Origin of the sequence: Streptomyces sp. ISL-98, from assembly GCF_018614055.1 — a bacterium.
GTDB lineage: Bacteria > Actinomycetota > Actinomycetes > Streptomycetales > Streptomycetaceae > Streptomyces > Streptomyces spiramyceticus.
Genome location: NZ_JAGGPB010000070.1, coordinates 1 through 24,874, shown reverse-complemented (window position 1 = coordinate 24,874; position 24,874 = coordinate 1). Strand labels below are relative to the sequence as shown.

At 70.0% G+C, this 24,874-nt stretch carries 25 protein-coding genes and 1 pseudogene; 11 read left to right on the top strand and 15 right to left on the bottom strand.

Translation table 11 applies throughout. The features are described 5' to 3' along the window. The first annotated feature begins 18 nt into the window (after positions 1-18). Together yaaA and eda are read left to right on the top strand one after the other, a co-directional pair. Positions 19-822: a peroxide stress protein YaaA gene (yaaA, locus tag J7I98_RS35225; protein WP_214929131.1), complete on the top strand. Its 804-nt coding sequence runs from the start codon at positions 19-21 to the stop codon at positions 820-822. Positions 823-894: 72 nt separating this feature from the next. Next, a complete protein-coding gene (gene eda / locus J7I98_RS35220) occupies positions 895-1,512 on the top strand; it encodes a bifunctional 4-hydroxy-2-oxoglutarate aldolase/2-dehydro-3-deoxy-phosphogluconate aldolase (protein WP_214929130.1) in 618 nt (205 codons plus the stop codon). A gap of 303 nt (positions 1,513-1,815) precedes the next feature. Here eda and J7I98_RS35215 read toward each other — a convergent pair whose 3' ends face one another. From J7I98_RS35215 to J7I98_RS35200, 4 genes are all read right to left on the bottom strand, one after another. Further along, positions 1,816-3,114, bottom strand: coding sequence for a bifunctional RNase H/acid phosphatase (locus J7I98_RS35215; RefSeq protein WP_214929129.1), 1,299 nt, complete (start codon positions 3,112-3,114; stop codon positions 1,816-1,818). Between the two features lie 3 nt (positions 3,115-3,117). Further along, positions 3,118-3,861: a zinc ribbon domain-containing protein gene (locus J7I98_RS35210; RefSeq protein WP_214929197.1), complete on the bottom strand. Its 744-nt coding sequence runs from the start codon at positions 3,859-3,861 to the stop codon at positions 3,118-3,120. After that, positions 3,858-4,694, bottom strand: coding sequence for a Nif3-like dinuclear metal center hexameric protein (locus J7I98_RS35205; protein WP_214929128.1), 837 nt, complete (start codon positions 4,692-4,694; stop codon positions 3,858-3,860). The genes J7I98_RS35210 and J7I98_RS35205 overlap by 4 nt, the downstream gene beginning before the upstream one ends. 104 nt (positions 4,695-4,798) lie before the next feature. Then, a complete protein-coding gene (locus J7I98_RS35200; RefSeq protein WP_214929127.1) occupies positions 4,799-5,854 on the bottom strand; it encodes an ABC transporter substrate-binding protein in 1,056 nt (351 codons plus the stop codon). Between the two features lie 198 nt (positions 5,855-6,052). Between J7I98_RS35200 and J7I98_RS35195 the strand changes: the two genes are divergently transcribed. Then, a complete protein-coding gene (locus tag J7I98_RS35195; RefSeq protein WP_214929126.1) occupies positions 6,053-7,198 on the top strand; it encodes a hypothetical protein in 1,146 nt (381 codons plus the stop codon). 427 nt (positions 7,199-7,625) lie between these two features. Here J7I98_RS35195 and J7I98_RS35190 read toward each other — a convergent pair whose 3' ends face one another. Genes J7I98_RS35190 through J7I98_RS35180 form a run of 3 tightly spaced genes read right to left on the bottom strand, consistent with a single transcriptional unit; the run spans position 7,626 to position 10,551 of the window. Then, positions 7,626-8,582, bottom strand: coding sequence for a 3-oxoacyl-ACP reductase (locus tag J7I98_RS35190; protein WP_214929125.1), 957 nt, complete (start codon positions 8,580-8,582; stop codon positions 7,626-7,628). A gap of 12 nt (positions 8,583-8,594) precedes the next feature. Beyond that, positions 8,595-9,671 carry a Zn-dependent alcohol dehydrogenase gene (locus J7I98_RS35185; protein ID WP_214929124.1) on the bottom strand — a complete coding sequence of 359 codons (1,077 nt, stop codon included), beginning with the start codon at positions 9,669-9,671 and terminating at the stop codon, positions 8,595-8,597. 22 nt (positions 9,672-9,693) lie between these two features. Next, a complete protein-coding gene (locus tag J7I98_RS35180; protein WP_214929123.1) occupies positions 9,694-10,551 on the bottom strand; it encodes a MaoC/PaaZ C-terminal domain-containing protein in 858 nt (285 codons plus the stop codon). Between the two features lie 254 nt (positions 10,552-10,805). Between J7I98_RS35180 and J7I98_RS35175 the strand changes: the two genes are divergently transcribed. Continuing rightward, positions 10,806-11,420, top strand: coding sequence for a response regulator transcription factor (locus tag J7I98_RS35175; RefSeq protein ID WP_214929122.1), 615 nt, complete (start codon positions 10,806-10,808; stop codon positions 11,418-11,420). 19 nt (positions 11,421-11,439) lie between these two features. Here J7I98_RS35175 and J7I98_RS35170 read toward each other — a convergent pair whose 3' ends face one another. The 5 genes from J7I98_RS35170 to J7I98_RS35150 form a co-directional block, all read right to left on the bottom strand. Continuing rightward, on the bottom strand, positions 11,440-12,231 hold the full coding sequence (locus J7I98_RS35170) for a hypothetical protein (RefSeq protein WP_214929121.1): 792 nt from the start codon (positions 12,229-12,231) through the stop codon (positions 11,440-11,442). Then, positions 12,231-12,767 (bottom strand): SigE family RNA polymerase sigma factor, encoded by a 537-nt coding sequence (locus tag J7I98_RS35165; protein WP_214929120.1) that lies wholly within the window; start codon positions 12,765-12,767, stop codon positions 12,231-12,233. Before J7I98_RS35165 ends, J7I98_RS35170 begins: the two co-directional genes overlap by 1 nt. 48 nt (positions 12,768-12,815) lie before the next feature. Continuing rightward, complete coding sequence (locus J7I98_RS35160) at positions 12,816-14,285, bottom strand: MFS transporter (protein ID WP_214929119.1); 1,470 nt, start codon at positions 14,283-14,285, stop codon at positions 12,816-12,818. 373 nt (positions 14,286-14,658) lie between these two features. Next, entirely contained in the window at positions 14,659-15,852 is a 1,194-nt protein-coding gene (locus J7I98_RS35155) for a lipid-transfer protein (RefSeq protein WP_214929118.1), read from the bottom strand. 13 nt (positions 15,853-15,865) lie between these two features. Further along, positions 15,866-18,004, bottom strand: a complete 2,139-nt coding sequence (locus J7I98_RS35150) for an acyl-CoA dehydrogenase (RefSeq protein ID WP_214929117.1) — start codon at positions 18,002-18,004, stop codon at positions 15,866-15,868. A 153-nt stretch (positions 18,005-18,157) separates the two neighbouring features. Between J7I98_RS35150 and J7I98_RS35145 the strand changes: the two genes are divergently transcribed. After that, a complete protein-coding gene (locus tag J7I98_RS35145; RefSeq protein WP_214929116.1) occupies positions 18,158-18,496 on the top strand; it encodes a hypothetical protein in 339 nt (112 codons plus the stop codon). A 56-nt stretch (positions 18,497-18,552) separates the two neighbouring features. Here J7I98_RS35145 and J7I98_RS35140 read toward each other — a convergent pair whose 3' ends face one another. Both J7I98_RS35140 and J7I98_RS35135 read right to left on the bottom strand, forming a co-directional pair. Continuing rightward, the gene (locus J7I98_RS35140) at positions 18,553-18,828 is read right to left on the bottom strand and encodes a DUF397 domain-containing protein (protein ID WP_214929115.1); all 276 of its coding nucleotides are present in this window, start codon (positions 18,826-18,828) and stop codon (positions 18,553-18,555) included. Continuing rightward, the gene (locus tag J7I98_RS35135; RefSeq protein ID WP_214929195.1) at positions 18,788-19,636 is read right to left on the bottom strand and encodes a helix-turn-helix transcriptional regulator; all 849 of its coding nucleotides are present in this window, start codon (positions 19,634-19,636) and stop codon (positions 18,788-18,790) included. Before J7I98_RS35135 ends, J7I98_RS35140 begins: the two co-directional genes overlap by 41 nt. 85 nt (positions 19,637-19,721) lie before the next feature. Here J7I98_RS35135 and J7I98_RS35130 point away from each other — a divergent pair, with 85 nt between their 5' ends. The 5 genes from J7I98_RS35130 (at position 19,722) to J7I98_RS35110 (ending at position 23,970) form a co-directional block, all read left to right on the top strand. Next, positions 19,722-20,138 (top strand): ATP-binding protein, encoded by a 417-nt coding sequence (locus tag J7I98_RS35130; RefSeq protein ID WP_251021645.1) that lies wholly within the window; start codon positions 19,722-19,724, stop codon positions 20,136-20,138. 57 nt (positions 20,139-20,195) lie between these two features. After that, complete coding sequence (locus tag J7I98_RS35125) at positions 20,196-20,843, top strand: class I SAM-dependent methyltransferase (protein ID WP_214929114.1); 648 nt, start codon at positions 20,196-20,198, stop codon at positions 20,841-20,843. Between the two features lie 22 nt (positions 20,844-20,865). Beyond that, on the top strand, positions 20,866-21,831 hold the full coding sequence (locus tag J7I98_RS35120) for an N-acetylmuramoyl-L-alanine amidase (RefSeq protein WP_214929113.1): 966 nt from the start codon (positions 20,866-20,868) through the stop codon (positions 21,829-21,831). Positions 21,832-21,961: 130 nt separating this feature from the next. Further along, complete coding sequence (locus tag J7I98_RS35115) at positions 21,962-22,834, top strand: DUF5336 domain-containing protein (protein ID WP_214929112.1); 873 nt, start codon at positions 21,962-21,964, stop codon at positions 22,832-22,834. 122 nt (positions 22,835-22,956) lie between these two features. Then, entirely contained in the window at positions 22,957-23,970 is a 1,014-nt protein-coding gene (locus J7I98_RS35110) for an LLM class F420-dependent oxidoreductase (protein WP_214929111.1), read from the top strand. A 20-nt stretch (positions 23,971-23,990) separates the two neighbouring features. Here the strand turns inward: J7I98_RS35110 and J7I98_RS41725 are convergent. Beyond that, positions 23,991-24,161 (bottom strand): annotated as a pseudogene (locus J7I98_RS41725) (SRPBCC family protein); the annotation flags it as partial. Positions 24,162-24,488: 327 nt separating this feature from the next. Between J7I98_RS41725 and J7I98_RS35105 the strand changes: the two are divergent. Next, positions 24,489-24,857 carry an SH3 domain-containing protein gene (locus tag J7I98_RS35105; protein ID WP_251021644.1) on the top strand — a complete coding sequence of 123 codons (369 nt, stop codon included), beginning with the start codon at positions 24,489-24,491 and terminating at the stop codon, positions 24,855-24,857. The last annotated feature ends 17 nt before the right edge of the window (positions 24,858-24,874 follow it).

The window sequence follows — 24,874 nt, the reverse complement described above, 5'->3', positions numbered from 1 at the left end:
ATCCGAAGGAGTCCCGCTGTGCTCGTGCTCTTGCCGCCGTCCGAAGGAAAGGCCGCCAGCGGGTCCGGTGCGCCCCTGAAGCCGGAGTCCCTCTCGCTGCCGGGGCTGGCGGGGGCGCGGGCCGCGGTGCTGGACGAGCTGGTCGAGCTGTGCGCCGCCGACGAGGAGAAGGCGCGCGTCGTGCTGGGCCTGAGCGAGGGGCTGCGCGGCGAGGTCGCCAAGAACGTGGATCTGCGTACGGCGGGTGCCCGGCCGGCCGGGGAGATCTACACCGGTGTGCTGTACGACGCCCTTGGCCTGGCATCCCTCGACGCGGCCGCCCGCAAGCGCGCCCGGGAGTCGCTGCTGGTCTTCTCCGGGCTGTGGGGCGCGGTCGGGATCGGCGACCGGATCCCCTCGTACCGCTGCTCGATGGGCGTGAAGCTGCCGGGGCTCGGGGCGTTGGGGGCGTACTGGCGGGGGCCGATGGCCGACGCGATGCCCGCTGCGGCGGGCGAGGGGCTGGTGCTGGATCTGCGGTCCTCCGCGTACGCCGCTGCGTGGAAGCCGAAGGGGGAGGTGGCGGGGCGGACGGCGACAGTGCGGGTGCTGCACTCGCAGATCGACGCGGACGGGGTCGAGAAGCGGTCCGTCGTCAGCCACTTCAACAAGGCGACGAAGGGGCGGATCGTACGGGACCTGCTGGTGGCGGGAGCGGCGCCGGCCGGGCCCGGGGAGCTTGTCGGCGTACTGCGGGACCTCGGGTATGTGGTGGAGGCGGCGGCTCCGGCGAAGGCGGGGAAGGTGTGGGCGCTGGATGTGGTGGTGAGCCAGATTCACTGAGGCGCGGCCGTGTGCGTTGCGCTGCGCGCAACGATCGTTGCGCATGACGTGTGCCGTCGGCAGGATGACGGCATGACCTCCGTGCTGGAACATGCTGCCGTCGTCCCCGTCGTAGTCCTGGAGGACGCCGCCGACGCGGTTCCGCTCGCCCGCGCGCTGGTCGCGGGCGGGCTGCCGGCGATCGAGGTGACGCTGCGGACGCCCGCCGCGCTCGACTGCATCCGCGCGATCGCGGCGGAGGTGCCGGATGCGGTGGTCGGGGCCGGCACGGTGATTTCGGCGGCGGGGGTGGCCGATTCGGTTGCGGCCGGGGCGCGGTTTCTGGTGAGCCCGGGGTGGACGGACGGGCTGCTGGACGCGATGAGGGGGGCCGGCGTTCCGTTCCTGCCGGGGGTGTCTACGGCCTCGGAGGTCGTGGCGCTGCTGGAGCGCGGGGTGACGGAGATGAAGTTCTTCCCGGCGGAGGCGGCGGGCGGAACGGCGTACCTGAAGTCCCTCGCAGCGCCGCTTCCCGGGGCGAGGTTCTGCCCTACGGGCGGCATTACGCGGGCTTCGGCGCCGGGGTATCTGGCGCTGGGGAATGTGGGGTGTGTTGGGGGGACGTGGATGTTGCCGGGGGACGCGCTTGCGTCGAAGGACTGGGGCCGGGTGGAGAGGCTGGCGCGGGAGGCGGCGGGGTTGCGGGGGTAGGGGCGCAGCGGCTGGCGCGGGAGGCGGCGGCGCTGCGGGCCTAGGGGCGCCTGCGGCGGGCTTGTTCCCCGACCCGCCCCTTCCCGAACTGGGGGCGAGCCCCCAGACTCCGAGGGGCTGAGGTTTTCCGGCCCGGCCGGAAAACCTCAGCCCCTCGGGGTCCCCCCTGGACGTAGTCCTTAGGGAAGTTTGAGGAGCGGGGTCTGGGGCGGAGCCCCCCGCGGCGGCAGCCGCAAATGTCACAGCCGCGAAGGGGCGGGGTGGGGAAAGAAGCCCCGCACCCACCGCACCCCGGACTACCGCTCAGCGCAGGTGCGACGTGTCGTTCAGCAACCGCAGCGACGCGTTGCCGTCCGCGTAGTACGCCACCGCCGACAGCGACGCCGCCGACAGTTCCATGCGGAACAGGGACTCGGGCGGGGCGCCCAGTGCGAGCCTGACCAGGGTCTTGACCGGGGTCACGTGGGTGACCAGCAGGACCGTCCGGCCCGCGTACCGCGCGATCAGTTTGTCCCGGGTCGCCGAGACCCGGCGGGCCACCGTCGCGAAGCTCTCGCCGCCACCCGTAGGGGCCGCCTTCGCCGAAGCGAGCCACGCGTTCAGGTCGTCCGGGTACTGCTCCTGGACCTCGCCGAAGGTCAGGCCCTCCCACGCACCGAAGTCCGTCTCGCGCAGGCCCTCCTCGATACGAACGGTCAACCCCAGGCGTGCGGCCACCACGTCCGCCGTCTCACGGCAGCGCCGCAGCGGGGAGCTGACGATCTCCTGGACGGTGCCGCGCGCGGCCAGCGCCACGGCGACCGCTTCGGCCTGGCGCCGGCCGACCGCCGACAGCGCAGGGTCTGCGCCGCCGCTGCCGGAGAACCGCTTCTCAGGGGTGAGGGCCGTCTCGCCGTGCCGCAGCAGTACGAACGTGGCGGGCGTACCGAGATCGGCGGCGGCCCCCCAACCGACAGCCGGCGCAGCAGAGGCGGAAGCGGCAGCAGGGGCAGCAGGGGATTCACGTACGCCGGACGCGGACGCCGGCGCCGGGACCACCGACGCCGTACGCGTCGCCGCCCCCGTCAGCGCCGCCCGCGCCTTCGCCGCACCCGCCGTCGCATCGCCGACGACTCGCGCCGCCTCCGCATCGCGAGCCGCGTCACGGGCAGCGAATTCGGCGGTGGAAGCCGACGGCTCCCACTGCTTGCCCTTCTTGCCCGCGTCCATCGCCTCGTTGGCGAGCCGGTCCGCGTGCTTGTTCTTCTCGCGGGGGATCCACGCGTACGTGACCTGGGAGCGCGGGAAGACCGTCGCGGCCTCCGCCGCGAGCGGCTTCATGTCCGGGTGCTTGATCTTCCAGCGGCCGGACATCTGCTCGACGACGAGCTTGGAGTCCATACGGACATGGACCGTCGCGTCGGGATCGAGGGCGTGCGCGGCGCGCAACCCCGCGATCAGGCCCTTGTATTCGGCGACGTTGTTCGTGGCGAAGCCGATGTACTCGGCGGCCTCGGCGAGCGTCTCCCCCGTGATGGGGTCCAGCACGACCGCGCCGTAGCCGGCCGGCCCCGGGTTGCCCCGGGAGCCGCCGTCGGCCTCGATGACGAGGCTGCGTCCCATCGCTTACAGGCCGGACTCGGACGTACGGACCAGAATGCGGCGGCAGTTCTCGCAGCGCAGCACCGTGTCGGGAGCGGCGGCCCGCACCTCGTTGACCTCGGTGATGTTGAGCTCCAGCTGGCAGCCCTCGCAGCGGCGCTGGTAGAGACGGGCGGCGCCGACGCCACCCGACTGGACGCGCAGCTTCTCGTACAGCTTCAGGAGGTCGGCGGGGATGGTGGCCGAGGCGACCTCGCGCTGCTTGGTGACCGTGGCGACCTCGCTGTCGATCTGCTCGAACGCGGCGTCACGGCGCGCGGTCGTGTCGTCGACCTTGGCCTGGACGGACGAGACGCGCTCGGTCAGTTCGGCGACGCGCTCCTGGATGGTCTCGCGGCGCTCCATGACTTCGAGGACGACGTCCTCCAGGTCACCCTGGCGCTTGGCGAGCGAGACGAGCTCGCGCTGGAGGTTCTCCAGGTCCTTGGGGGACGTGACGGCACCGGAGTCGAGGCGCTGCTGGTCGCGGACGGCGCGCTGGCGCACCTGGTCGACGTCCTGCTCGGCCTTGGTCTGCTCGCGGGTGGTGTCGCTCTCCTCGGTCTGTGCGGCGACCAGCAGGTCGCGCAGCTGCGCGAGGTCCTTGGTGAGCGATTCGAGCTCGGCGTGCTCGGGGAGGGACTTACGCCTGTGGGCGAGCTGTGACAGGCGGAGGTCGAGGGCCTGGACGTCGAGGAGACGGATCTGGTCGGCGGGCGCGGCGTTCAGTTGGGGGCTCCAGAAGAGTGGTGGGTTGTCCAGGGGTCGGTGACGGTCTTCGAGACGTGGACGCGCAGGTCCCATCCGTGACGGTCGGAAATCTCGTCGAGCTGTGCGGCGGCCTGCTCGCACCAGGGCCATTCGGTGGCCCAGTGCGCGGCGTCGATCAGCGCGAGGGGTGTCTGTTCGCGGGCCTCGGAGGCCGGGTGGTGGCGCAGGTCGGCGGTGAGGAACGCGTCGACGCCGGCCGCCCGTACCTCGGCGAAGAGGCTGTCGCCGGATCCGCCGCTGACGGCGACGGTACGGATGAGGGCGTCCGGGTCGCCGGCGACGCGGACGCCCTGCGCGGTGGCGGGCAGCCGGGCGGCGACGCGGGCGGCGAAGTGGCGCAGGGTGGCCGGGGGGTCGACCTCGCAGATACGGCCGAGGCCGCGGTGGCCCTTGGGGTCGGTGGGGTCGGGCACGAGGGGCCCGGTGACCCGCAGATCGAGCGCACCGGCGAGGGCGTCGGAGACGCCGGGGTCGGCGCTGTCCGCGTTGGTGTGGGCGACGTGCAGCGCGATGTCGTTCTTGATCAGGGTGTGCACGGAGCGGCCCTTGAAGGTGGAGGCCGCGACCGTCGTCGTACCGCGCAGATAGAGCGGGTGGTGGGTGACGAGGAGGTTCGCGCCGAGCCTCACGGCCTCGTCGACGGTCTCCTGGACCGGGTCGACGGCGAACAGGACCCGGGTCACGTCGGCGTCGGGATCGCCGCAGACCGTACCGACCGCGTCCCAGCTTTCGGCTCGCTCCGGTGGCCAGAGGGCGTCGAGCGCGGCGATGACTTCAGACAGACGGGGCACGGGGACAGGTTACCTGCGCTCCGTGCCCCGCCGCCCATGGCGTAGGCCGCCTACTTGACCAGGGCCCCTGCTTGCTCGACCAGGGCCCCACTTGGCCAAAGCCCCTACTTGACCAAATGCGTGCGCAGGTCGTCGAGGACCTTGTCGGCCGAGGTCACGCCGAGGCCGAGGTACCAGGTCTCGTCCGGTACGTCCTTGGCCTGGCCCTTCTTGACGGCGCCGAGCTTCTTCCACAGGGCGTTGTCCTCGGCCTTGTCCTGGCTGGTGGCCTTGGGGTCGCCGTAGACGCCGGTGAAGATCCAGTCGGCGTCGGCCTCGTCGATGCGCTCGGGGCTGATCTCGGCGGCGAGGTCGTTGATCTGCTGGTTCTTGGGCCGCGACAGGCCGGCGTCCTCAAGGATGGTGCCGATGAAGGAGGCCTTGGCGTACAGACGAATCTTGCCGGGGAGGTAGCGGACCATCGAGATGGTCGGCTTCTTCCCGTCCTTCCCGCTCTTCTCGGCGATGTCGGTGCCGAGCTGCTTCGCCTTTTTCTCGTACGCGTCGAGCTTCGCCTTCGCTACGGCGGTCTTGTCGAGGGCCGCGGCGTTGAGGAGGTAGTTCTCCTTCCACGTGAAGCCGGGGCGGATCGAGAAGACGGTCGACGCGATGGCAGACAGTTCCTTGTACTTGTCGGCGGCGCGGAGCCGGCTGCCGAGGATCAGGTCGGGCTTGAGCGCCGCGATCGCCTCAAGGTTGAGGTTGTTGATGGTGCCGACGTTCTTGGGGTTGCCGGCGTCCTTCTTCAGGTAGCCGGGGATGCCCTCGTCGCCTTCGGCGGGCGCGTAGCCGACGGGCTTGATGCCGAGCGAGACGACGTTGTCGAACTCGCCGACGTCGAGGACCACGACGCGCTTGGGCGCGGCCTTCAGCTCGGTCTTGCCCATGGCGTGGGTGAGGGTGCGCGGGAACTGGCCGGGCTCGGCGTCCGTGCCGTACGCGGCGGTCTTCGCCGCGGCGTCCCCGAAGTCCTTGCCGCCCTGTGCCACGGCCTTCTTGTCGCCGCCGCTCTTCTCGCTCGCGACGGCGCTCTTGTCGGCGCTGCCCCCGCAGGCGGCGAGGGAGAGCGCCGCGGCCACGGCGAGGGAGACAGCGGCGGCGCCGCGGCATCGTATGGACATTCAAGGGCTCCTGAAACTCAATGCTCGTTCGTCCTTAGGCGGCCCTAACTTATCGCTCCCGGTGCCACGAACAGCACACCCGCCCGCACCGGCTCAGCCGAATCAGGTGATGGCCACCCTTATGTGTGAAGTGGGCGGTCTCGTGTTGTTCGGCAGGAAGTACGAAAACTAGCTTCGGTCGCCGGAGGTGACTGACCGATGACAGCCTGTGCCATCGAAAGCGCCGCTGACGGCGGCGCACTGCGGCGGGCGGTGTTCACGATCGCCGCCAACGGTTCGTACGCCGCGCGGCTGGCGGGCGTCGGGGACGCGCTGTTTCCCGAGCGGTGGACGCTCGACGGGCCCGAGCCCTACGCCGTGCCTCTGCCCGCGGACCAGCCCGAGGAGGCGGACACCGGGCTGCTGCCGATGGAGGACGGGCGTGTTCTCATCCACCGGCGGGTGGACGGGCGGCACGTGTTTTCCCTGCTCTACCCGACGGGGCCGCGGACCGGGGAGCTGCCCGTCGGAGCGGTGGAGTGCGAGCGGCTGGCGCTGCTGCCACCGGCCCCGGGCGGCACAGACGCGTATGCCCTCGCTGTGGGCGAACTGTCCACCCACGTATGGCTGGTGGCGGGCGGCACCTTCGGGCCCGAGCACGTCGCCGAGGTGGAAGGGCGCTGCTCGGGCGGCGTATGGCTGGACCGTACGGGGCGGATGCTCGCCCTGGACCGGGAGTCGGACGGGGTGAAGAAGGCGGTGGCGGTCGACCTGGAGCGGGGCGGGGAGGCGACGCCGCTGCTGCAGATCACGGAAAGCAGCAACGACCGGCTGCTGCTCGCGGATGTGGACAGCGGGCTGCTGCTGATCCGGTCGGACGCGGCCGGTCACGACCGGCTGGGGTGGGGCGTGCTGGGGAGCATGCTGCCGGTGCGGTTCCCGGAATGCCTGGCACCGGCCGACTGCGCGGTGACGCCGTTCGCGGTGCAGCCGGGGCAGTTGCTGACGCCGGAGAACTGCGCGGTGGGCATGCGGATCGACGGGGCAGCGGGGAGTTGGGTGGGGGTGTGGCGCCCTTCGGGGCGCCGGCTCCATCAAATCGCGGCGCCGGAGGGGTGGTTGGCCGGGGCGGGTCTGTGGACTCGGGAGGGGGTGCTGCAACTGCCGTACGCGACGGCTTCTGTGCCGTGTGGGGTGGCGCGCGTGGAGGCACCGGACGACCCCCTTCCGGAGGTCTTGATCACAGAACCGGCACAAGTGGAATGCGCAGGTGGGGAACCATCTGGGCCTCTGGACACTCCTGTGGTGTGCAAGCCCGTACCGCTCCAGCAGTCGCCGCTCACCGGGCGTGGGGTCCGTGGTTGAACGCGTGGTTGAATTTGAGCCGGGGGCGGGGCGGTTGGCCGTATCGGCGGGGCGGGCCTTGCTCCACATGAAAGTGCACGCAGCGATTCCAGGGGATCTCCCACATGTCTGAAGCCCGAACCGACACGACCCAGACGCGCCCGCAGACTGCGGGCGGCGGGCGGGACGAAGCCGGCCACTCCGGGAGGCACCGAGGGGGTGCGGCGGCTTCGGAAGACTCGACGGCTCCGGCCCGGGGGCGCCATCGGCGGGGGTCGACGGAGCGCTAGCCAGACAGCTGGGTGGGGGCGGTGCCTGTGCGGTGCGTGCGTGTGCGGGCACCGTGCAGTGCGGGTTGCCTGCGGCGCAGTTCCCCTCCCCGCCCCTTCCCGGCTGTGACATTTTGCGGCTGCCGCCGCGTGGGGGCTCCGCCGCAGGCGCCCCCGCCTCAGCCGTGCTTCAGGGCCAGCACCTCCGCCGCCCCAAACGTCTCGTTCGCCGGACGCTCCTCGAAATACGACGACAGCCGGTCGTCCAGTTCCGCGTACGAGAAAACGTCCTTCGACGTATCGAACTTCGCCGCCACCTTGGGGCGTTCCATGACCGCGACCATGCCGCCGTGGACCACCAGCAGCCGGCCGTTGACCTTGGCAGCCGCCGGAGACGCCAGGTAGCCGACCAGCGGGGAAACGTGCTCGGGGGCCAGCGCGTCGAGTTCTCCGGCCGAGGGTTCCGCGAAGCCGGCGAAGACGTCCTCCGTCATACGCGTACGCGCACGCGGGCAGATCGCATTGGCCGTCACCCCGTACTTGGCGAGGGCGAGCGCCGTCGACGTCGTCAGGCCGACGATGCCACCCTTGGCCGCCGCATAGTTGGGCTGGCCCGCCGAACCCGCCAGGTACGCCTCGGACGAGGTGTTGACGATCCGGCCGTACACCGGACGGCCCCCCGCCGCCTTCGACCGCTCACGCCAGTGGCCGGCCGCGAAGTGCGTGGTGTTGAAGTGGCCCTTGAGGTGGACCCGTATCACCGAGTCCCACTCCTCCTCGGTCATCGAGAAAATCATCCGGTCACGCAGGATGCCCGCGTTATTGACCAGGATGTCGAGCTTGCCGTACGTATCGACGGCCAGCTGGATCAGCTCGCCCGCCTGCTCGTAGTCGGATACGTCGCCCAGGTGCGCGACGGCCCGCCCGCCCGCCGCGCGGATCTCCGCGGCGACCTCCTCCGCCGGGGCGGCCGACGCCTCACCGGAGCCGTCGCGGCCCGGCTGCCCGTAGTCGTTGACGACGACGCTCGCCCCGAGCCCGGCCAGTTCCAGCGCCTCGGCGCGGCCGAGGCCGCGGCCCGCGCCCGTAACGATCGCGGACAGCCCGTCGAGTGGCTGCGGCAGTAGCTGTGGCATCCGGTTCCCCCCTCAGATTTCTATGCACGTGCGCAGCGCCTCGCCCGTGCGCATCTGGTCCAGAGCGTCGTTGATCCCGTCCAGCCGCACCCGGTGCGTGATCATGCCCTCCAGGTCGATCCGGCCCGCGCGCCACAGCGCGATGGCCCGCTCGTACGAACGGAGCACGTCCCCGCCGCCGTACATCGAAGGCAGGATGCGCTTCTCGTCGAAGAACAGCTCGAACATGTTGACCTGGAACAAGTCGTCCATCGCGCCCGCGCCGACTACGCACAGCGTCCCGCCGCGCCGTGTCGTCTCGTACGCGGTCCGGGCCGTGGCGGACTTGCCCACGACCTCGAAGACGTAGTCGAAGCCCTCGCCCGCGGTGATGCGCTGCTTGGCGTCGGCGAGTTCGTCGGGCGACACGGCCTCCGTCGCGCCGAACTTCAGCGCCGCCTCGCGCCGCGAAGCGACCGGGTCGACGGCGACGATCTGTGCCGCGCCCTGCACCCTCGCGCCCTGGATCGCCGAGATGCCGACGCCGCCACAGCCGATGACGGCGACCGACGAACCGGCTTCCACCTGGGCGGTGTTGATGGCCGCGCCGAGTCCGGTCGTCACGCCGCAGCCGATGAGCGCGGCGATCTCGTACGGTACGTCGTCGGGGATCGGTACGGCGCAGCCCGCCGCAACCACGGCCTCCTCGGTGAAGGTGCCCGTTCCGGCGAAGCCGAAGACGTCGCCGCCGGGGCGCTTGAAGTTGGGCACGCCCGCGTTCATGAGGCCGGCGAGGCACATGTGCGTCTGGCCGCGCTTGCAGGACGCACAGGTCCGGCACGCGGGCAGCCAGCAGACGATGACCCGGTCTCCCTGGCTGAGGCCGGTGACGCCGTCGCCGACGTCGATCACCTCGCCCGCGCCCTCGTGGCCGGGGATGAAGGGGGCGGGCTGGGGCAGTACGCCGTTCATCGCGGAGATGTCGGAGTGGCACAGTCCGGTGGCCCGGATGCGGAGTTTGACCTTGCCGGGGCCGAAGCCCACCGCCTCGACGTCGTCGAGGACTTCGAGCTTGTCCTGCCCTATCTCGTGCAGTACGGCTGCGCGCACGGTACGGCTCCCTTCACGGAGGTCAGGTGTGTACGACGGTGGTGTCGGCCAGCACCGGCGCGTCGTCCCTCTCGACGGCGGTGACCGACACCTGGACGCGCCCGGGCGACTTCCACATCCGCAGGCGCAGCGTCTCGCCGGGGAAGACGACTCCGGCGAAACGGGTGCTGTACGAACTCACGCGCGTGACGTCGCCGCCGAGCAGGGTGTCGACGACGGCCTTGAGTGTCATGCCGTACGAGCACAGGCCGTGCAGGATCGGCCGGTCGAACCCGGCGAGCTTCGCGAACTCCGGGTCGGCGTGCAGCGGGTTCCAGTCGCCGGAGAGGCGGTAGAGGAGTGCCTGGTCCTCGCGGATCGGACGCTCCACCTCCGCGTCCGGCGCGTGGGTGGGCTGCTCGACGCGGACGGAAGGTCCGCGCTCGCCCCCGAAGCCACCTTCGCCGCGCACGAAGATCTGGGCGTCGCTGGTCCACAGCGGCCCGTCGGCGTCGGCCGCTTCGGAGCGCAGCACGATGACGGCCGCTTTGCCCTTGTCGTACACCGCCTGGACCTTTGAGGTCTGAACGGCGTTGCCCTTGACGGGGATCGGCCGGTGCAGCTCGATGCTCTGGCCGCCGTGCAGGACGTGGGCGAGGTTGACGTCGATGCCGGGTGTGGACAGGCCGCTGACGGCGCCGGCACCGCCCGCGCCCGCGACGGTGGCGAAGCTGGGCAGGACGTGCAGCTTGGATTCGAGGGTGTAGCGCAGCTCGTCGGAGTCGGTGGCGGGCGTACCTGCGCCGAGGCCGAGGTGGTAGAGCTGGATGTCCTTGTGGTCCCAGGTGATCTCGGCGCTGCGTGGTTCGGCGGCGACGGCCTTGGCGGCATCGATGGGCATGAGGATGCTGCTCCTTGATGGGTGGAAGACCTCGGTGCGATCGTCCGCACCGTCGACCGCACCGAGGTCGTACGGGACCGGCCGCGAAAACTGCCGGTTCTAGAACGCGTTCTAGGCCGATGGCCCCTATATATAACGCACCCTCCAGTACTTGTGAAGATGCCTGACGCCGTGTCAGAAGCGGTGTACGGAGGGAGGCCGCGCGTAAGCTCCGACCAGCCCGTCGCCGCCGACCCGGAACTGGAGCCCGCCCCATGATCAGAGTCCTCCTCGCCGAGGACCAGGGCATGAAGCGCGGCGCCCTCGCCCTGCTCCTCGGCCTTGAGAAGGACATCCAGGTCGTCGCCCAAGTGGCCGCCGGCGACGAGATCGTGGACGCCGCTCTCCTCTCCCGTCCTGACGTGGCGCTCCTGGACATCGAGCTCCCCGGCCTCGGCGGACTCGACGCCGCCGCACTGCTGCGCGAGGAGGCACCCGACTGCCGGGTGCTGATCCTCACCACCTCTGGCCGGCCCGGCTATATGCGGCGCGCGATGGAGGCCGGGGCGGCGGGGTTCCTGGTCAAGGACGGCCCGGTGGAGGAACTGGCCGCGACCATCCGCCGGGTGCTGACCGGCGAGACCGTCATCGACCCGGCGCTCGCCGCTGCCGCCCTGAGCTCCGACGTGCCCAGCCCCCTCACCGCGCGCGAGTGCGACGTACTGAACGCAGCGGCAGCAGTGGACGGGGCTACCGTCGCCGACCTTGCCGAGAAGCTGGACCTGTCCGAGTCGACGGTACGGAACTGCCTCTCGTCGGCGATCGGCAAGACCGGCACCCGCGACGGCATGGAGGCGGTACGCGCGGCGCGGCAGCAGGGCTGGCTCTGACGGGTCGCGCGCGGCCCGGTCAGCCGACCTGCACCGTCCTCGGCACCTCCTTGGCGTCGAAGACACGAATGCCCGCAACGTCCCCCTTCGCCCTGGAGGCCTTGCCCTCCAGCGTGAACCACCGGCCCTTGAACCCCGCCGCTTTCATCAGCTCCGGCTCGACGGTCCCGTCGTCGTATTCGTACTCCAGGCGCTTCACCTCCGGTCCGACGTATCCGACGGTCAGCCGGGTCCCCTTCACCGTGAACTCGTACGACTTGAAGCTCATGCCGTCGCGGTCGTCACTCTTGTCCCTGAGGCCGAAGACCGGCACCGTCTGCTTGCCTCCGTGGGCGTCGATGACGACGACGGAGAACCAGTCCCTGCCGAGCTCCGCTTCGGGGTCGGCCTTCCGCTCGTCCCACACCCCGTACTCGATCATCCGCTCCTTCTGCTTGCGGGCCTCGGCCTCGGTCCGCGGTGCGCCCCAGAGCTCCACGGACACGTACGCCTGCGCATCGGTCGTGCCCCGTCCGTAGATCTCCGTGAGCTGAGTCCGCTGCGGCGTGTAGACATGGCGCTCCTCCGCCGACTGGCGGTGTGCCGCCACATAGGACTGCTCGCGCCCGTCCACCACCGCCAGTGCCAGCGTCCCCGTGGAGCCCGCCATCACCAGTGCCACCGCCGTTCCGAGCACCCAGCGGCGTGCCTTGCGGCGCTTGCCGCCGCGCATCACTGCCTCGTACGGGGCTATACCGACCTCGACCTCGTCCGTCGCGTCCGCGAGCCGCAGGGAGATGTCGTGGTGCGCCATGTCCTGTTCCCTGTTCATCAGTTCGCCCCTCGGCTTCCGACCTTCTCGGTCAATGCGGGAATGGCACGCAGCTTGGCGATCCCCTTGGCGGCATTGCTCTTTACGGCTCCCACCGAGCAGCCCATGGCTTCGGCGGCCTGGGTCTCGCTCAGGTCCTCCCAGTACCGCAGCACCACCGCTTCCCGCTGACGCACGGGGAGCTGGGCGAGGGCGCGCAGCAGAGCGGACCGGTCGTCGGCCTGCGCCATCCGGTCGCCGCGCTCGGGCGCGTCGAGTATCGGAGCCGAATCCTGCAGCGACAGGAACTCCTTGAGCTTCCTGCGGTGTTTTCGCGCATGGGCGTTGACCATGATGCGCCGCACATACGCGTCCGGATCACCGGCAGCGCTCACCCTGCCCCAGGACACATACGCCCGCTCCAGGGACGACTGCACCAGGTCTTCCGCTGCGTGCTGCTCCCCCGTGAGAAGAAACGCCGTACGCATCAGCTGCGGCCAGCGGTTGACGACGAATCCCCGGAACTCTTCGTCCCGGGCCTGCTTTCGCTCCCCCATGAATGCCTCCTTGCATATTGGAGTCCATGAGGGACCGAAACCGTTGCCTCAGTTCGCCGATCCCGTCGTTCCGGTCGTTCCGGTCGTTCCGGTCCGCCTCGGGAGGAGGAAGAACATCAGCGCTACGCCTCCCACCAGCGCAAACGTCCCCGTTCGAAAGGCCAGCGCGTATCCCGCCGTCAGCGCCTCCGCGGTTGTTCCTCCCGCGGTCCTGGACGCCGCGACCGTCGAAAGCACGGCCAGTCCCAGCGCGCCGCCCATCGTGCGCGAGGTGTTGATGAGGCCGGAGAGGAGACCGGCGTCTCCCGGGGCGCCGGCCGAGGTCGCGAGTGAGGCGAGCGGGGTCGATGCCAGGCCCGCGCCGACCATCATGAGGATGCCGGGGCCGAGTACGGCCGTGAGGTACGAGCCTTCTGCGGTCATCGTGGACTGCCAGCCCATGCCTGCCGCCGCGACCAGGGAGCCGGTGATCGCGACCCTGCGCGCGCCGGTCCTCGCCATCAGGCGTGGGGCGAGCTTCGAGCCGATGACGATGCTCAGCGAGCTGGGGATGAGGGCGAGCCCGGCGCCGAGGGGGCTGTAGCCCAGCACGTTCTGGGCGTACAGCGTCATGAAGAACCACATGCAGAACATCGCGGAGCCGTTCACGAACATCGCCGCGTTCGCCGCGGAGACGGCTCGCACCCGGAAGAACTTCAGTGGCATGAGTGGTGCCTTGGTGCGTGCCTCCACCGCCACGAAGGCGGTGAGGAGTGCGAGGCCGGCGAGGAGGGGGGCGAGTGTCGATGCCGAGGCCCAGCCTTCCTCTTCGGTCTGCACGATCCCGTACGCGAGGGTGGCCAGGCCTGCCGTGACCAGCAGTGCGCCCGGCAGGTCCAGGCGGCGGCCGTCCCTGGCGTGGCTCTCGGCGAGCCATGCGGCTGCGCCGGCCAGTACCAGGGCGCCGATCGGCACGTTGATCAGCAGGGTCCACCGCCACGAGAGGGCGTCCGTCAGTACGCCGCCGACGAGCCCGCCCGCGGCGCCGCCGCCTGCGCCTACCGCCGACCAGGTTCCTATGGCCCGGGCTCTGGCCGCGCCCTCCGGGACGGCGGAGGTGAGGATGGTGAGCGTCGCGGGGGCCAGTACGGCTGCGCCCAGGCCCTGTACCGCGCGGGCGGTCACCAGGTGCCAGCCCTCCTGGGCGAGGCCGCCCGCGAGGGAGGCGGCGGTGAACAGGCCCAGGCCCAGGAGGAAGGTCCGCTTCCGGCCGAAGATGTCTGCGGCGCGGCCGCCGAGGAGCATGAATCCGGCGAAGGCGATGGAGTAGGCGTTGAGCACCCATTGCAGGCCGACTGCGGTCAGTCCCAGGTCTGCGCGCATTGAGGGGAGCGCGACGTTTACGACGGAGACGTCGAGGACCACTAGGAACTGGCCCGCGCAGGCAGCCAGTACGACTGCCCAGGTGCGGGATGCCTTGCGGGCGGCGGGGGTTCGGGTTTCGTCGGGGGAAGGGGCTGCTTGGGGCATGGGTGTCATGCTCGCAGCATTGGTGTGACCCGTACACGTGGGTTTTGGGGCGTGGCGTGGGGGTGTGCGGTGCGTTTGCGTGTGCGGTGCGGGTTGCCTGCGGCGCTGTTCCCCTACCCGCCCCTTCCCGAAACTGGGGGCAAGCCCCCAGGCCCCCGGACGCGGACGCCCTCCGGGCGTGTCCTCAATCTCCCCCAAGGACTTCGTCCAGGGGGACCCCCGACGGGCTGAAGATGCCCGCAGGAGCGCGGTCTGGGGCGCAGCGCCCACGAGGCGGCAGCCGCAAAATGTCACAGCCGGGAAGGGGCGGCTCGGGGAAAGTCCGCCGCAGGCGCTGCGCCCCGGAGGTCAAGGCCGCCGCAGGCGCCGGCGCCCTGCGGGGTTACGGGCGTCGCAGTAGCGTTACTACCGCCGCGCCGCCCAGGCCTATGTTGTGGGCCAGGCCCACCCTCGCTCCCGGCACCTGGCGATCGCCCGCCTCTCCTCGCAGTTGCCACGTCAGTTCCGCCGCTTGTGCCAGGCCCGTTGCGCCCAGGGGGTGGCCCTTGGAGATCAGTCCGCCCGACGGGTTGACGACCCGCCTTCCGCCGTACGTCGTCGCGCCGCTCTCCACGAGCTTGCCCGACTCGCCGTCCGCGCACATGCCCAGCGCCTCGTACGTCAGCAGTTCGTTGACGGAGAAGCAGTCGTGCAGCTCCACCACGTCTACGTCCTCGATGCCGAGGCCCGAGTGCTCGTACGCCTGACGGGCCGCCGCCCGCGACATGGGCTTGCCGACCACGTCGATGCACGAGCCCGATCCGAAGCTCTCCTCCGTGTCCGTCGTCATCGTCTGTGCAGCGATCTCGACCGCCTTGTCGTGCAGGCCGTGCTGGACCACGAAGCGCTCCGAGACGATCACCGCCGCCGCTGCTCCGTCGGACGTGGGCGAGCACTGGAGCTTCGTCAGCGGGCGGTGGATCGTCTTGGACATCAGGATCTCGTCGACCGTCCAGACGTCCCGGAACTGGGCGTTCGGGTTCGCCGCCGAGTGCTTGTGGTTCTTCGCGGCCACAGCGGCCAGCTGCGCCTCCGTCGTGCCGTACCGCTCCATGTGCTCGCGCGCCGCGTTTCCGAAGATCTGCGCGGTGGGCGGGGAGGTCATTTCGAAGCCGTGCGCCGCCGCCATTACGCCGTAGTGGCGGGCTACTGGAGACGTGCTGAAATCGCCGCTGTCCGCTCCGCCGCCCAGTGCGCCTCGCTTCATCTTCTCGAAGCCCAGCGCCAGGACGCAGTCACTCATGCCGCCCTCCACGAACTGCCGCGCCATCATCAACGCCGTCGATCCCGTCGCGCAGTTGTTGTTGACGTTGTAGACGGGCACGCCTGTGAGGCCGAGTTCGTACGTGGCGCGCTGTCCGGCCGTCGACGGCTGGAAGCAGTAGCCGACAGGGACCTGCTGGACCTGTTCGTAGGGGACCCCGGCATCCTCCAGGGCGTTCGTGCCCGCTTCCTTCGCCATGTCCCAGTACTGCCAGTCCCGTGATTCGGGCTTCTCGAACTTCGTCATCCCCACGCCGACGATGTACGCCTTCATCCGTGTCGCTCCTTCAGTCTCGCGGCAGGCCGAGAATGCGCTCGGCCACGACATTGAGCTGAACCTGGGTGGTACCGCCCGCGATGGTCAGACAGCGGGACATCAACAGGCCGTGCACCGCCCGCTCCCCCGCCCCCTCGCTCACCGCGCCTGCCGGTCCGAGCAGTTCGAGGGCGAGTTCGGCGACCTTCTGCTGGTGGCCGGTCTGGACGAGTTTGCGTACGCTCGCGCCGGCGCCCGGCTCCGCGCCGTCGACCTGCCTCAGCGTCGTACGCAGCCCGATGCAGGCAAGGGCGTGCGCCTCGGCGGCCAGCGCGCCAATACGGGCCCGGTAGGTGTCGTCGAGCCCGGGTGCCCGTACGAGCAGTTCCTCCAGACCCGTGTCGAACGTCAACTGATCGGCCATATGGACGCGTTCGTTGCCGAGAGTGTTACGGGCGACCCGCCAGCCGTCGTCGACCTCCCCTACGACAGCGTCGGCGGGCAGCAGTACGTCGTCGAAGTACACCTCGTTGAAGAGCGAGTCACCGGTGATCTCCTTGAGCGGGCGGATGTCGATGCCGGGGGTGTTCTTCATGTCGACGACGAAGTATGTGAGTCCCTTGTGCTTCGGCGCCTCCGGATCCGTGCGGGCCAGCAGGATGCCGTAGTCGGCCCACTGTGCCGCGCTCGTCCACACCTTCTGTCCGGTGACCCGCCACCCTTCCGGTACGCGCCGCGCCTTCGTACGGAGCGAGGCGAGGTCCGATCCTGCGCCCGGTTCGCTGAACAGCTGGCACCACAGCACATCGCCCCGCAGTGTCGGCAACAGGTGGCGCTGTTTCTGCCCCTCTGTGCCGTACGCGATAAGGGACGGCACCACCCAGGTCGCGATACCGAGGTCGCTGACCTCCACTCCGGCGGCCCTCAGCTCCTCCTGGACGGCGAGCTGCTGTACCGGCCCGGCGCCGAGGCCGTACGGAGGGGGCAGGTGCGGGGCGACGTAGCCGGTGGGCGCGAGGGCACGGCGGGCGGCTCCCCGGTCGAGCCCGCGCGCCCCTGCTATCGCCTCGCGCGCCTGCTGCCTGTACGGGCCCGCTTCCGGCGGCAGTTCCAGCCGCAGCTCACGGCGCGCGCCGCCTGTCGCAAGCCGCACGGCCCGTAACCGGTGGCCGTCCCCCGCGCCCATGAGCTGCCGGGCGACGACCGCGCGGCGCAGGTAGAGGTGGGCGTCGTGTTCCCACGTGAAGCCGATGCCGCCGAGGATCTGGATGCAGTCCTTGGCGCAGCTGTACGCGGCGTCCAGGGCCGTGGCGGCGGCAAGGGCGGCCACGAGTCCCCCGGCGTCCGTCCCGACCGCACGGGTCGCGTCCCAGGCCAGTGCCCGCGCCTGTTCCAGGCGTACGAGCATGTCGGCACAGAGGTGCTTGACCGCCTGGAACTGTCCGACAGGCCGCCCGAACTGCTCGCGCACCTTCGCGTATTCGGTGGCCGTGTCCAGTGCCCAGGCGGCGGTGCCGCACGCGTCGGCGGCGTACAGGACGGCGGCCAGGTCCCGTACGAGAGCCGTGTCCACGTCCAGTACGCGGCCCTCGGGGATGATGACGGCGTCGGCGGTGACCTCCGCCGTGGGCCGGGTCGGATCGGCGCTCTCGTGCGTACGGACGGCCAAGTCCTCGGCGTCCACGGCGAACCAGGAGTTCCCTGCGGCGAGGACGAGGAGGTCCGCCTGCCCGCCGCCCAGTACGGGCGGGGCTGTCCCGTCGAGCCGGTAACCGCCTTCGACGGGTGCGGCGGTGAGCGTTCCCGGCCCGAGCGCGACTGCCCCGATACGCGCGCCTCCCGCCAGCTCGGCGACAAGCCCACCCTGCCCCGCGCGGCACAGCACCTCGGAAGCGAGCACGCTCGGCAGATACGGGCCCGGAAGTGCGGCCCTGCCCATCGCCTCCAGTACGACGGCCAGATCGAGGGGCGTGCCGCCCCCGCCGCCGTACTCCTCGGGCAGATGCAGGCCGTGCAGGCCCTGTTCCGCTGCCCCGTCCCAGTACCCAGGCCGTCGCTCCCCTGTCCCGTCGAGCAGCTTCCGCACGGCCTCGGGCGGTACGGCCCGCGCGAGCCAGCGGCGTACGGAGTCCGCCAGTTCGCGATGCTCTTGCGTGATTCCGATAGCCATACAGGCAGACTAGAACACGTTTCAATCTGACGGTAGGTCAGATAGCGGGCGAAGAATCGATACGGCCCAACCCGTTCGAGTGGTGCGGACATAGTGGGACATATCGGTGGGAAATGGACTGTCGGTATCGCAGCCCTCAAAGGATGGAATCTCATGCGACTTCGCAACACCCTGGCCGCCGCCCTCGGCGCCTTCTCGCTCGCCCTGACCCTGCCGACCTCGGCGAGTGCAGCCTCGGGAGACTTCAGCTACGCCTACTTGGACGAGCAGGAGAACGGTCGGATCGGCCACCTGGCCAACCCCGAGAGCGGGAGGTGCATCAACCTGCCGGAGGTGGAGGGCGGTGCCCCGGCCGCCAGCGCCCCCCTGAACACCACGAATGAGTTCGCCACTGCCTTCGTCGAGGCGAACTGCGAAGGCCCCGGCTTTGCCCTTCGGCCCGGCGGCGGCTCCTCCAGCCACCTCAAGATGCGCTCGGTGATCTTCCGCTGAGCACGCGCACTCCGCCCCGGTACATGTACCGGGGCGGAGTGCTGTGGCGGTACCTCTCAGAGGCCGCCCTCGGCGGCGGCCGTGACGAACGCGGCGAACGCGGAGGGGGCGACGGCGAATGCGGGACCGTCGGGGTTCTTGGAGTCGCGGACGGCGATACGGCACGGCTGAGCGGCGACCTCGACGCAGTCGCCGCCAGTGCTGCCGCTGTACGACGACTTGCGCCAGGCGGCTGCGCCGAGCGGCGCGCACTCGATGCATTCACCGCCGGTGTTACCGCTGTAGCTGGACTTACGCCATCGCGCGTTGGTCAGGTCCTGGCTGGTGCCCATAACGTTCCTCCATTACGCGGATGATCAGTGCCGCCGAATCCTCTACAGAGAGAGCAGCGGCCTGCAAGTGAGCGTAACGAAGGGCGGCTTCCTTGACAGTCTCAGGGTTGGCAGTCATGTGCCCCGAGATGAGGTCCTCCGAGTACACGAGGTCCGGATCATCGTCGAACCGCATGGTGGTGAACGAACCGATCAGGCTTGCGTGTTCACCGGCGGAGAAGGGGAGCACCTGGATCCTCACCCAGCGCTCCTCGCGGAAGCTCAACAAGTGAACCAGTTGATTCCGCATGACCTCCAAGCCGCCGATCGGCCGATACAGCGCGGCCTCGTCCAGCACCACCCAGATCATGGGCGGATGCTTCCGGCACAGGATCCGCTGGCGTTCCATTCGAGCCGCCACCAGCTCGTCCAGGTTGTCCGGCAGACCCGTTGCCAGAACCGCCCGCGCGTACGCCTCCGTCTGCAGCAAGCCGTACACCAACTGCGCCTGGTACGAGGAGATGTACGTCGCCTTCGCCTCCATCTCCGCAAACGGCTGGAACCAGTGCGGCAACTGACTCCGCAGCACCAGCCCCACCAGTCGAGAGAACGTCCCTCCCGTCCCCAGCGCCGCGTCCAACCGTTCCGAGAAGTCCCGGGTCGGCACCTTCTTCGCCGTCTCGACCTGGCCGATCAGCGAGCCCGTACAGAAGATGATGCTGCCGAGCTGCCCCTGCAGCAGCCCCGCCTCGTCTCTCAGGCGGCGCAGTTCGGAGCCGTAGTAGTCCAGCGGCGATGCGCTGGGGTCGAGATCGCGGATGTTGACCATGTCGGCGGCCACCCCCAAGTTCACGCCTCGCGGCGTTCGTTTCGGTCAGTAGCCGAGCGTAATCGCGCCACTGCATCCTGGTGACATGAATCACGCAACTGACCAGTCACCAGCGGATATTGACGCCAGCTACCGGATGGGCTTCACCGTCGGTGAGCATTCCGCGCGGCACATGCGGCGCATCGTGCGGATGTTTCTGGCCCGCTGGGACATGGCCGAGCTGACCGACGCCGCCGAACTCGCGCTCACCGAGCTCGTCGCCAACGTCGTACGGCACGTGCCCGGCCGGCACTGCACACTTCTCATCCTCCGCCGACCCGGTCGCCTGCGGGTGGAGGTCACGGACGGCTATCCCCGCCCGGCGCGCACCGTAGAGGGAGCGGACGAGCTCGCCGAGGGCGGGCGCGGGCTGCGGCTCGTCGAGGCCGTGACGGACCGCTGGGGCACGGTGCGGCTGCCGGGCGGCAAGACGGTCTGGTTCGAGTGCGACGCGAAGCCGTGAACGGGCCCGCCCTACGATGTGACCGCCCAGTACACGCGCACGACCAGGAGGAACCCCATGGCCGCCGCCGCGCCCAAGCCGGAGACGCTCGCCGCATTCGAGGCCGCCAAGGGCTTCATGCCGGTAGGTGAAGGGCTGGCCCTGTACGCCGCCGCCGCCGAAGCGGGCGCGCTCGGGCTGCCCCTCCTGGAGGTCGGCACGTACTGCGGGCGCTCCACGATCCTGCTCGCCGATGCCGCCCGCGAGGCCGGTACGGTCGCGATCACCGTCGACCACCACCGGGGCAGCGAGGAGCAGCAGCCGGGCTGGGAGTACCACGACCCGAGCGTCGTGGACCCGGAGGTGGGCCGGATGGACACCCTCCCGACCTTCCGCCGCACGCTCCACAAGGCGGGTCTTGAGGACCACGTCGTGGCGATCGTGGGGCGTTCGCCGCAGGTCGCGGCCGTATGGGGCGGCAAGGTGGGCCTCGTCTTCATCGACGGCGGGCACACCGACGAGCACGCGAACGGCGACTACGACGGCTGGGCGCCGCACGTCGCCGACGGGGGGCTGCTCGTCATCCACGACGTGTTCCCCGACCCGGCGGACGGCGGCCAGGCGCCGTACCGCGTGTACCTGCGTGCCCTCGCGTCCGGCGCCTTCACCGAAATCTCGGTGAACGACTCGCTGCGCGTCCTGCGGCGTACATCCTCGGGGATCTGAGCCGGCCGGATAGCATCACTGCGTGTCGTATGACAGCCCTCCCCCCACGTCCCGGCCGTCTCGCCGCTTCTCCGGCCGCGGCAACCTCACCGTCGCGGTCGCCGCGCTGGTGCCGACCGCACTGGCCGGGTGGCTGGTGTGGCAGGGCGTGAGTGGCGCGGAGGGCAGTGGGCTGCCGCCGAAGGCGCTGCCGAGCCAGAGCCGGTCCGCCACGGGACCGGCGTCGCCGCAGCCGAAGCCCGCGCCGCCGGCGCCGACGACTTCCGGGGCCTCCCCGTCTTCGCCGTCCTCGCCGTCCTCGCCTGCCGCGAAGGGCCCCCTCACGGGCAAGGTCGTAGTGGTGGATCCCGGTCACAACCCGGGTAATTTCCGCCACACGCGCGAAATCAACAAACTGGTAGACATCGGCACGAACCGCAAGGAATGCGACACCACCGGCACGTCCACCGACGCCGGTTACACCGAGGCCGCGTTCACCCTCGACGTCTCGCGCCGTCTGCGCACGCTTCTCGAAGAGCAGGGCGCCACGGTGAAGTTGGTGCAGAACAACGACCGCCCGTACGGCCCGTGCATCGACGAGCGGGCCCGTATCGGCAACGAGGCGAAGGCAGATGCCGTCATCTCGGTCCACGCGGACGGCTCCGCGGTGGGCCACCGCGGCTTCCATATGATCCTGCCCGCCCTGGTGAAGGGCGGTGTGGCGGACACCACGAAGATCGTCGGCCCGTCGCGCGAACTCGGGACGCGGATCGCGGGGAAGTTCGTACGGGCGACGGGCAGCGCGCCCTCCAACTACGTGGGCGGCGGTACGGGGTTGGACGTGCGCGACGACCTCGGTGGTCTCAATCTGAGCACTGTCCCGAAAGTGTTCATCGAATGCGGCAATATGCGTGACCCGAAGGACGCGGCTCTGCTGACGGACGGGGGTTGGCGCCAGAAGGCGGCCCAGGGAATCGCCAACGGCATCGGGAGTTACCTCAAGGGGTAGGTCTGATACCCGGCGGCTGCCCCCGCCGGTGGGACGATACATTCATCCGTACGATGGGGAGCCGCCCCCGAGCTTCGCACTGTGCAGCACTGTGCCGACCCGACGAGACGACCCACTAAGGACCTTCAAAGTGAACATCCGCTCCCTCACTCGAGGCGACGGCGTGGTGATCGGAGCAGCGGTGATGCTGTTCATCGCCTCGTTCCTCGATTTCAAGTCGTACGACAAGCCGGCTTGCTCGGGCAATTTCTGCCCTCCGGCGGTCGAATCCGGCAACGCCTGGGACGGCCTGGGCATTCTGATGAGCATCTACCTCGCCGGCGTGATCGCGGCTGCACTCATCGTGGTGTCCCGCGCCCTGCCGCAGCAGCGCAAGATCGCCGGTCTTGACCTCGGTCAGTTTGGTGTCGCGCTCAGCATCTTCGCAGCCTGGACCGCCTTCTGGACGATCATCGACGGCAGCAACGCCGGCGCGGGCCAGATCCTCGGCCTGCTCGCGGTACTAATTCTCGCCGGCGGGGCCGTTGCCGCGCCGCTCGTCCCGGCGCTCAAGGCCCCGCTCGTGGGCGCCCCGAGGCCGCAGGTCGCGCAGCCGTACGGTGGGCAGCCCGGTCAGCCGGGCCCCGGTGGCTACGGCTACCCGGGCGCGCAGCAGCCACCCTACGGCGGTCAGCCGGGTCAGCCCGGTCCGGGGCAGCCTCAGCCGTACGGCGCCCAGGCGCCGCAGGGTCAGCAGGCGGGCCAGCAGGCCGGCCAGCCGCAGGCTCCGGCCCCGCAGGCGCAGCAAGCTGCCGCGCCTGCCGCCGACTTCGCGCCGTTCTGGTTCGCGGTTCCGGTGGCCCGTCCGCTGTACGCGGAGGACGGTTCGCCGACGCCGATCGCGGAGCTGGCGCCCGGTACGTGGTACCTCGCGGTGGAGCAGCGCGGTTCCGGTCTGGTCGCCCAGACGCAGGACGGCCGCCGAGGCGTCCTCCAGGACACCACCGGCATCCAGCGCGGCTGACACAAGCGCAACTACAGTCGGCCCTTCGCCCTTCCGGGTGGGGGGCCGTTGTCGTACAGTCGCCCGGTCATCATTTCTACTGACGGGCCGTCAGGGGCCGTCAGACTGGACAGGATCGCGCGATGCGCCTCGGACTCGCTCTCGGCTACTGGGGTCGCGGCCCCGACCACCCCCGCCACCTCGACCTGGCCCGTGAGGCGGAGCGGCTCGGCTACGACTCCGTATGGACCGCCGAGGCATGGGGCTCCGACGCGTTCACCCCGCTCACCTGGATCGCGGCGTACACCTCCCGCATCCGGCTCGGCACGGCCGTCGCGCAGATGGCGGCCCGCACACCCACCGCCACGGCCATGCACGCACTCACCCTCGACCACCTGTCCGGCGGCCGGATGATGCTCGGGCTCGGCCTTTCGGGTCCTCAGGTGGTCGAGGGCTGGTACGGACGCCCCTTCCCCGCCAGTCCGCTCACCGCGACCCGTGAGTACGTCGACGTAATCCGCCAAGTGCTGAGGCGCGAGGCCCCGGTTGAGCTGGACGGGCGGTTCCACCCGCTGCCTTACCGGGGTACGAACGCGGTCGGCATCGGCAAGCCGCTCAAGCCGATCACGCATCCGCTCCGGGCCGGTCTCCCCGTACTCCTCGGCGCGGAGGGCCCCAAGAACATCGCCCAGACGACCCGCATCGCCGACGGCTGGCTGCCGCTGTACTGGTCGCCGATGCGCACCGACGTGTACGCGGCGTCGCTCGTCGGCCTCCCCGACCACTTCATGATCGCGCCGATGGCCCGGGCGAAGGTCTGCGACGACGTCGCGGAGGGGCTGCTGCCGGTCAAGGCGATGCTGGGTTTCTACATCGGCGGCATGGGCCACGCGGCCCGTAACTTCCACGCCGACCTGATGGGCCGAATGGGCTTCGAGGAGGAGGCCCACCGCATCCAGGAGCTGTTCCTCGCGGGCCGCAAGGAGGAGGCGGTACTGGCGGTACCCGACGCCTTCGCCGACGAGATCTCACTCGTGGGCACACGTGAGCGCATAGCGGAACGTCTGGACCTCTGGCGCAAGGGCCCGGTCACCGACCTGCTGGTGACGGCCCCTGACCTGCACACTTTGCGCGTACTAGCCGACCTGAACAGATAGGCGTGTGCGAGAAGTACCTCATGCTCGCGCACCGCGATCCGGGCCAGCTTCGTCAGCATCATGCCGTTGCGGACCGCGACAACGTAGTCCACGGGGAGTCCGTGCATCCGGGTGCCGGGGCCCCGGAGGGGGTGCCAGTCGAGGGTGAAGAGGGTGTTCTCGCCCCAGGAGAGCAAGTTCATGGCGAGCCTCGTCGGCGACATGCCGCACGTAGCGACTGTGCTCCCACGCCGACTCATGCCCGCAGCCCGGGCAGGTCACCGAGATTTCCGAGGCGGTCCGCACCGTGATCCTGACCAGGACCTCGCTCGTGTCCACCCTCTCGACCAGCACCCCGGCCAGATGGGATAGCAAGGCCGTCAACTTGACATCAAACGCCACCAACCTGCCCCACCGACACAGCAGTCGAGGCCAGAACCGCGAGACCGATCACCAGCTACGAAAATCTTGTCAGAGCCGTTCTTTTTTTGACAGACCCTGTCCTTCCCTTGCCCATTCGAACCGCGTACGATCACGGCATGTTCATGAAGATAAACAAATCTGCACTGTCCTCAGCCGTTGCCCTGGGGCTGATCACCCCGTTGCTCGGCATTGCAATGGCCACGCCTGCCGTGGCAAATGCGGCGTGCGGGTCCATCCCGAGCGACAAGGACAGTAATTCGTGGCGACGCACCGGCGACGGGGCTAACCAGCGCACGGGCTCGAGCACCAATTGCGCCATCACGGGGCAGGTCCAAATTTTGGAGGTGCTGGACTACCACTGCTACACCAACGGCAACGACGGTTACACCTGGACCTTCCTGCGGAACGACCATACCGGCCGATTGGGATGGGTCCGTGACAACCTCCTCAGCGACAACGGAAGCACCGTGTACTGCGGCTTCTAGTGTGATGCGCCAGAAAT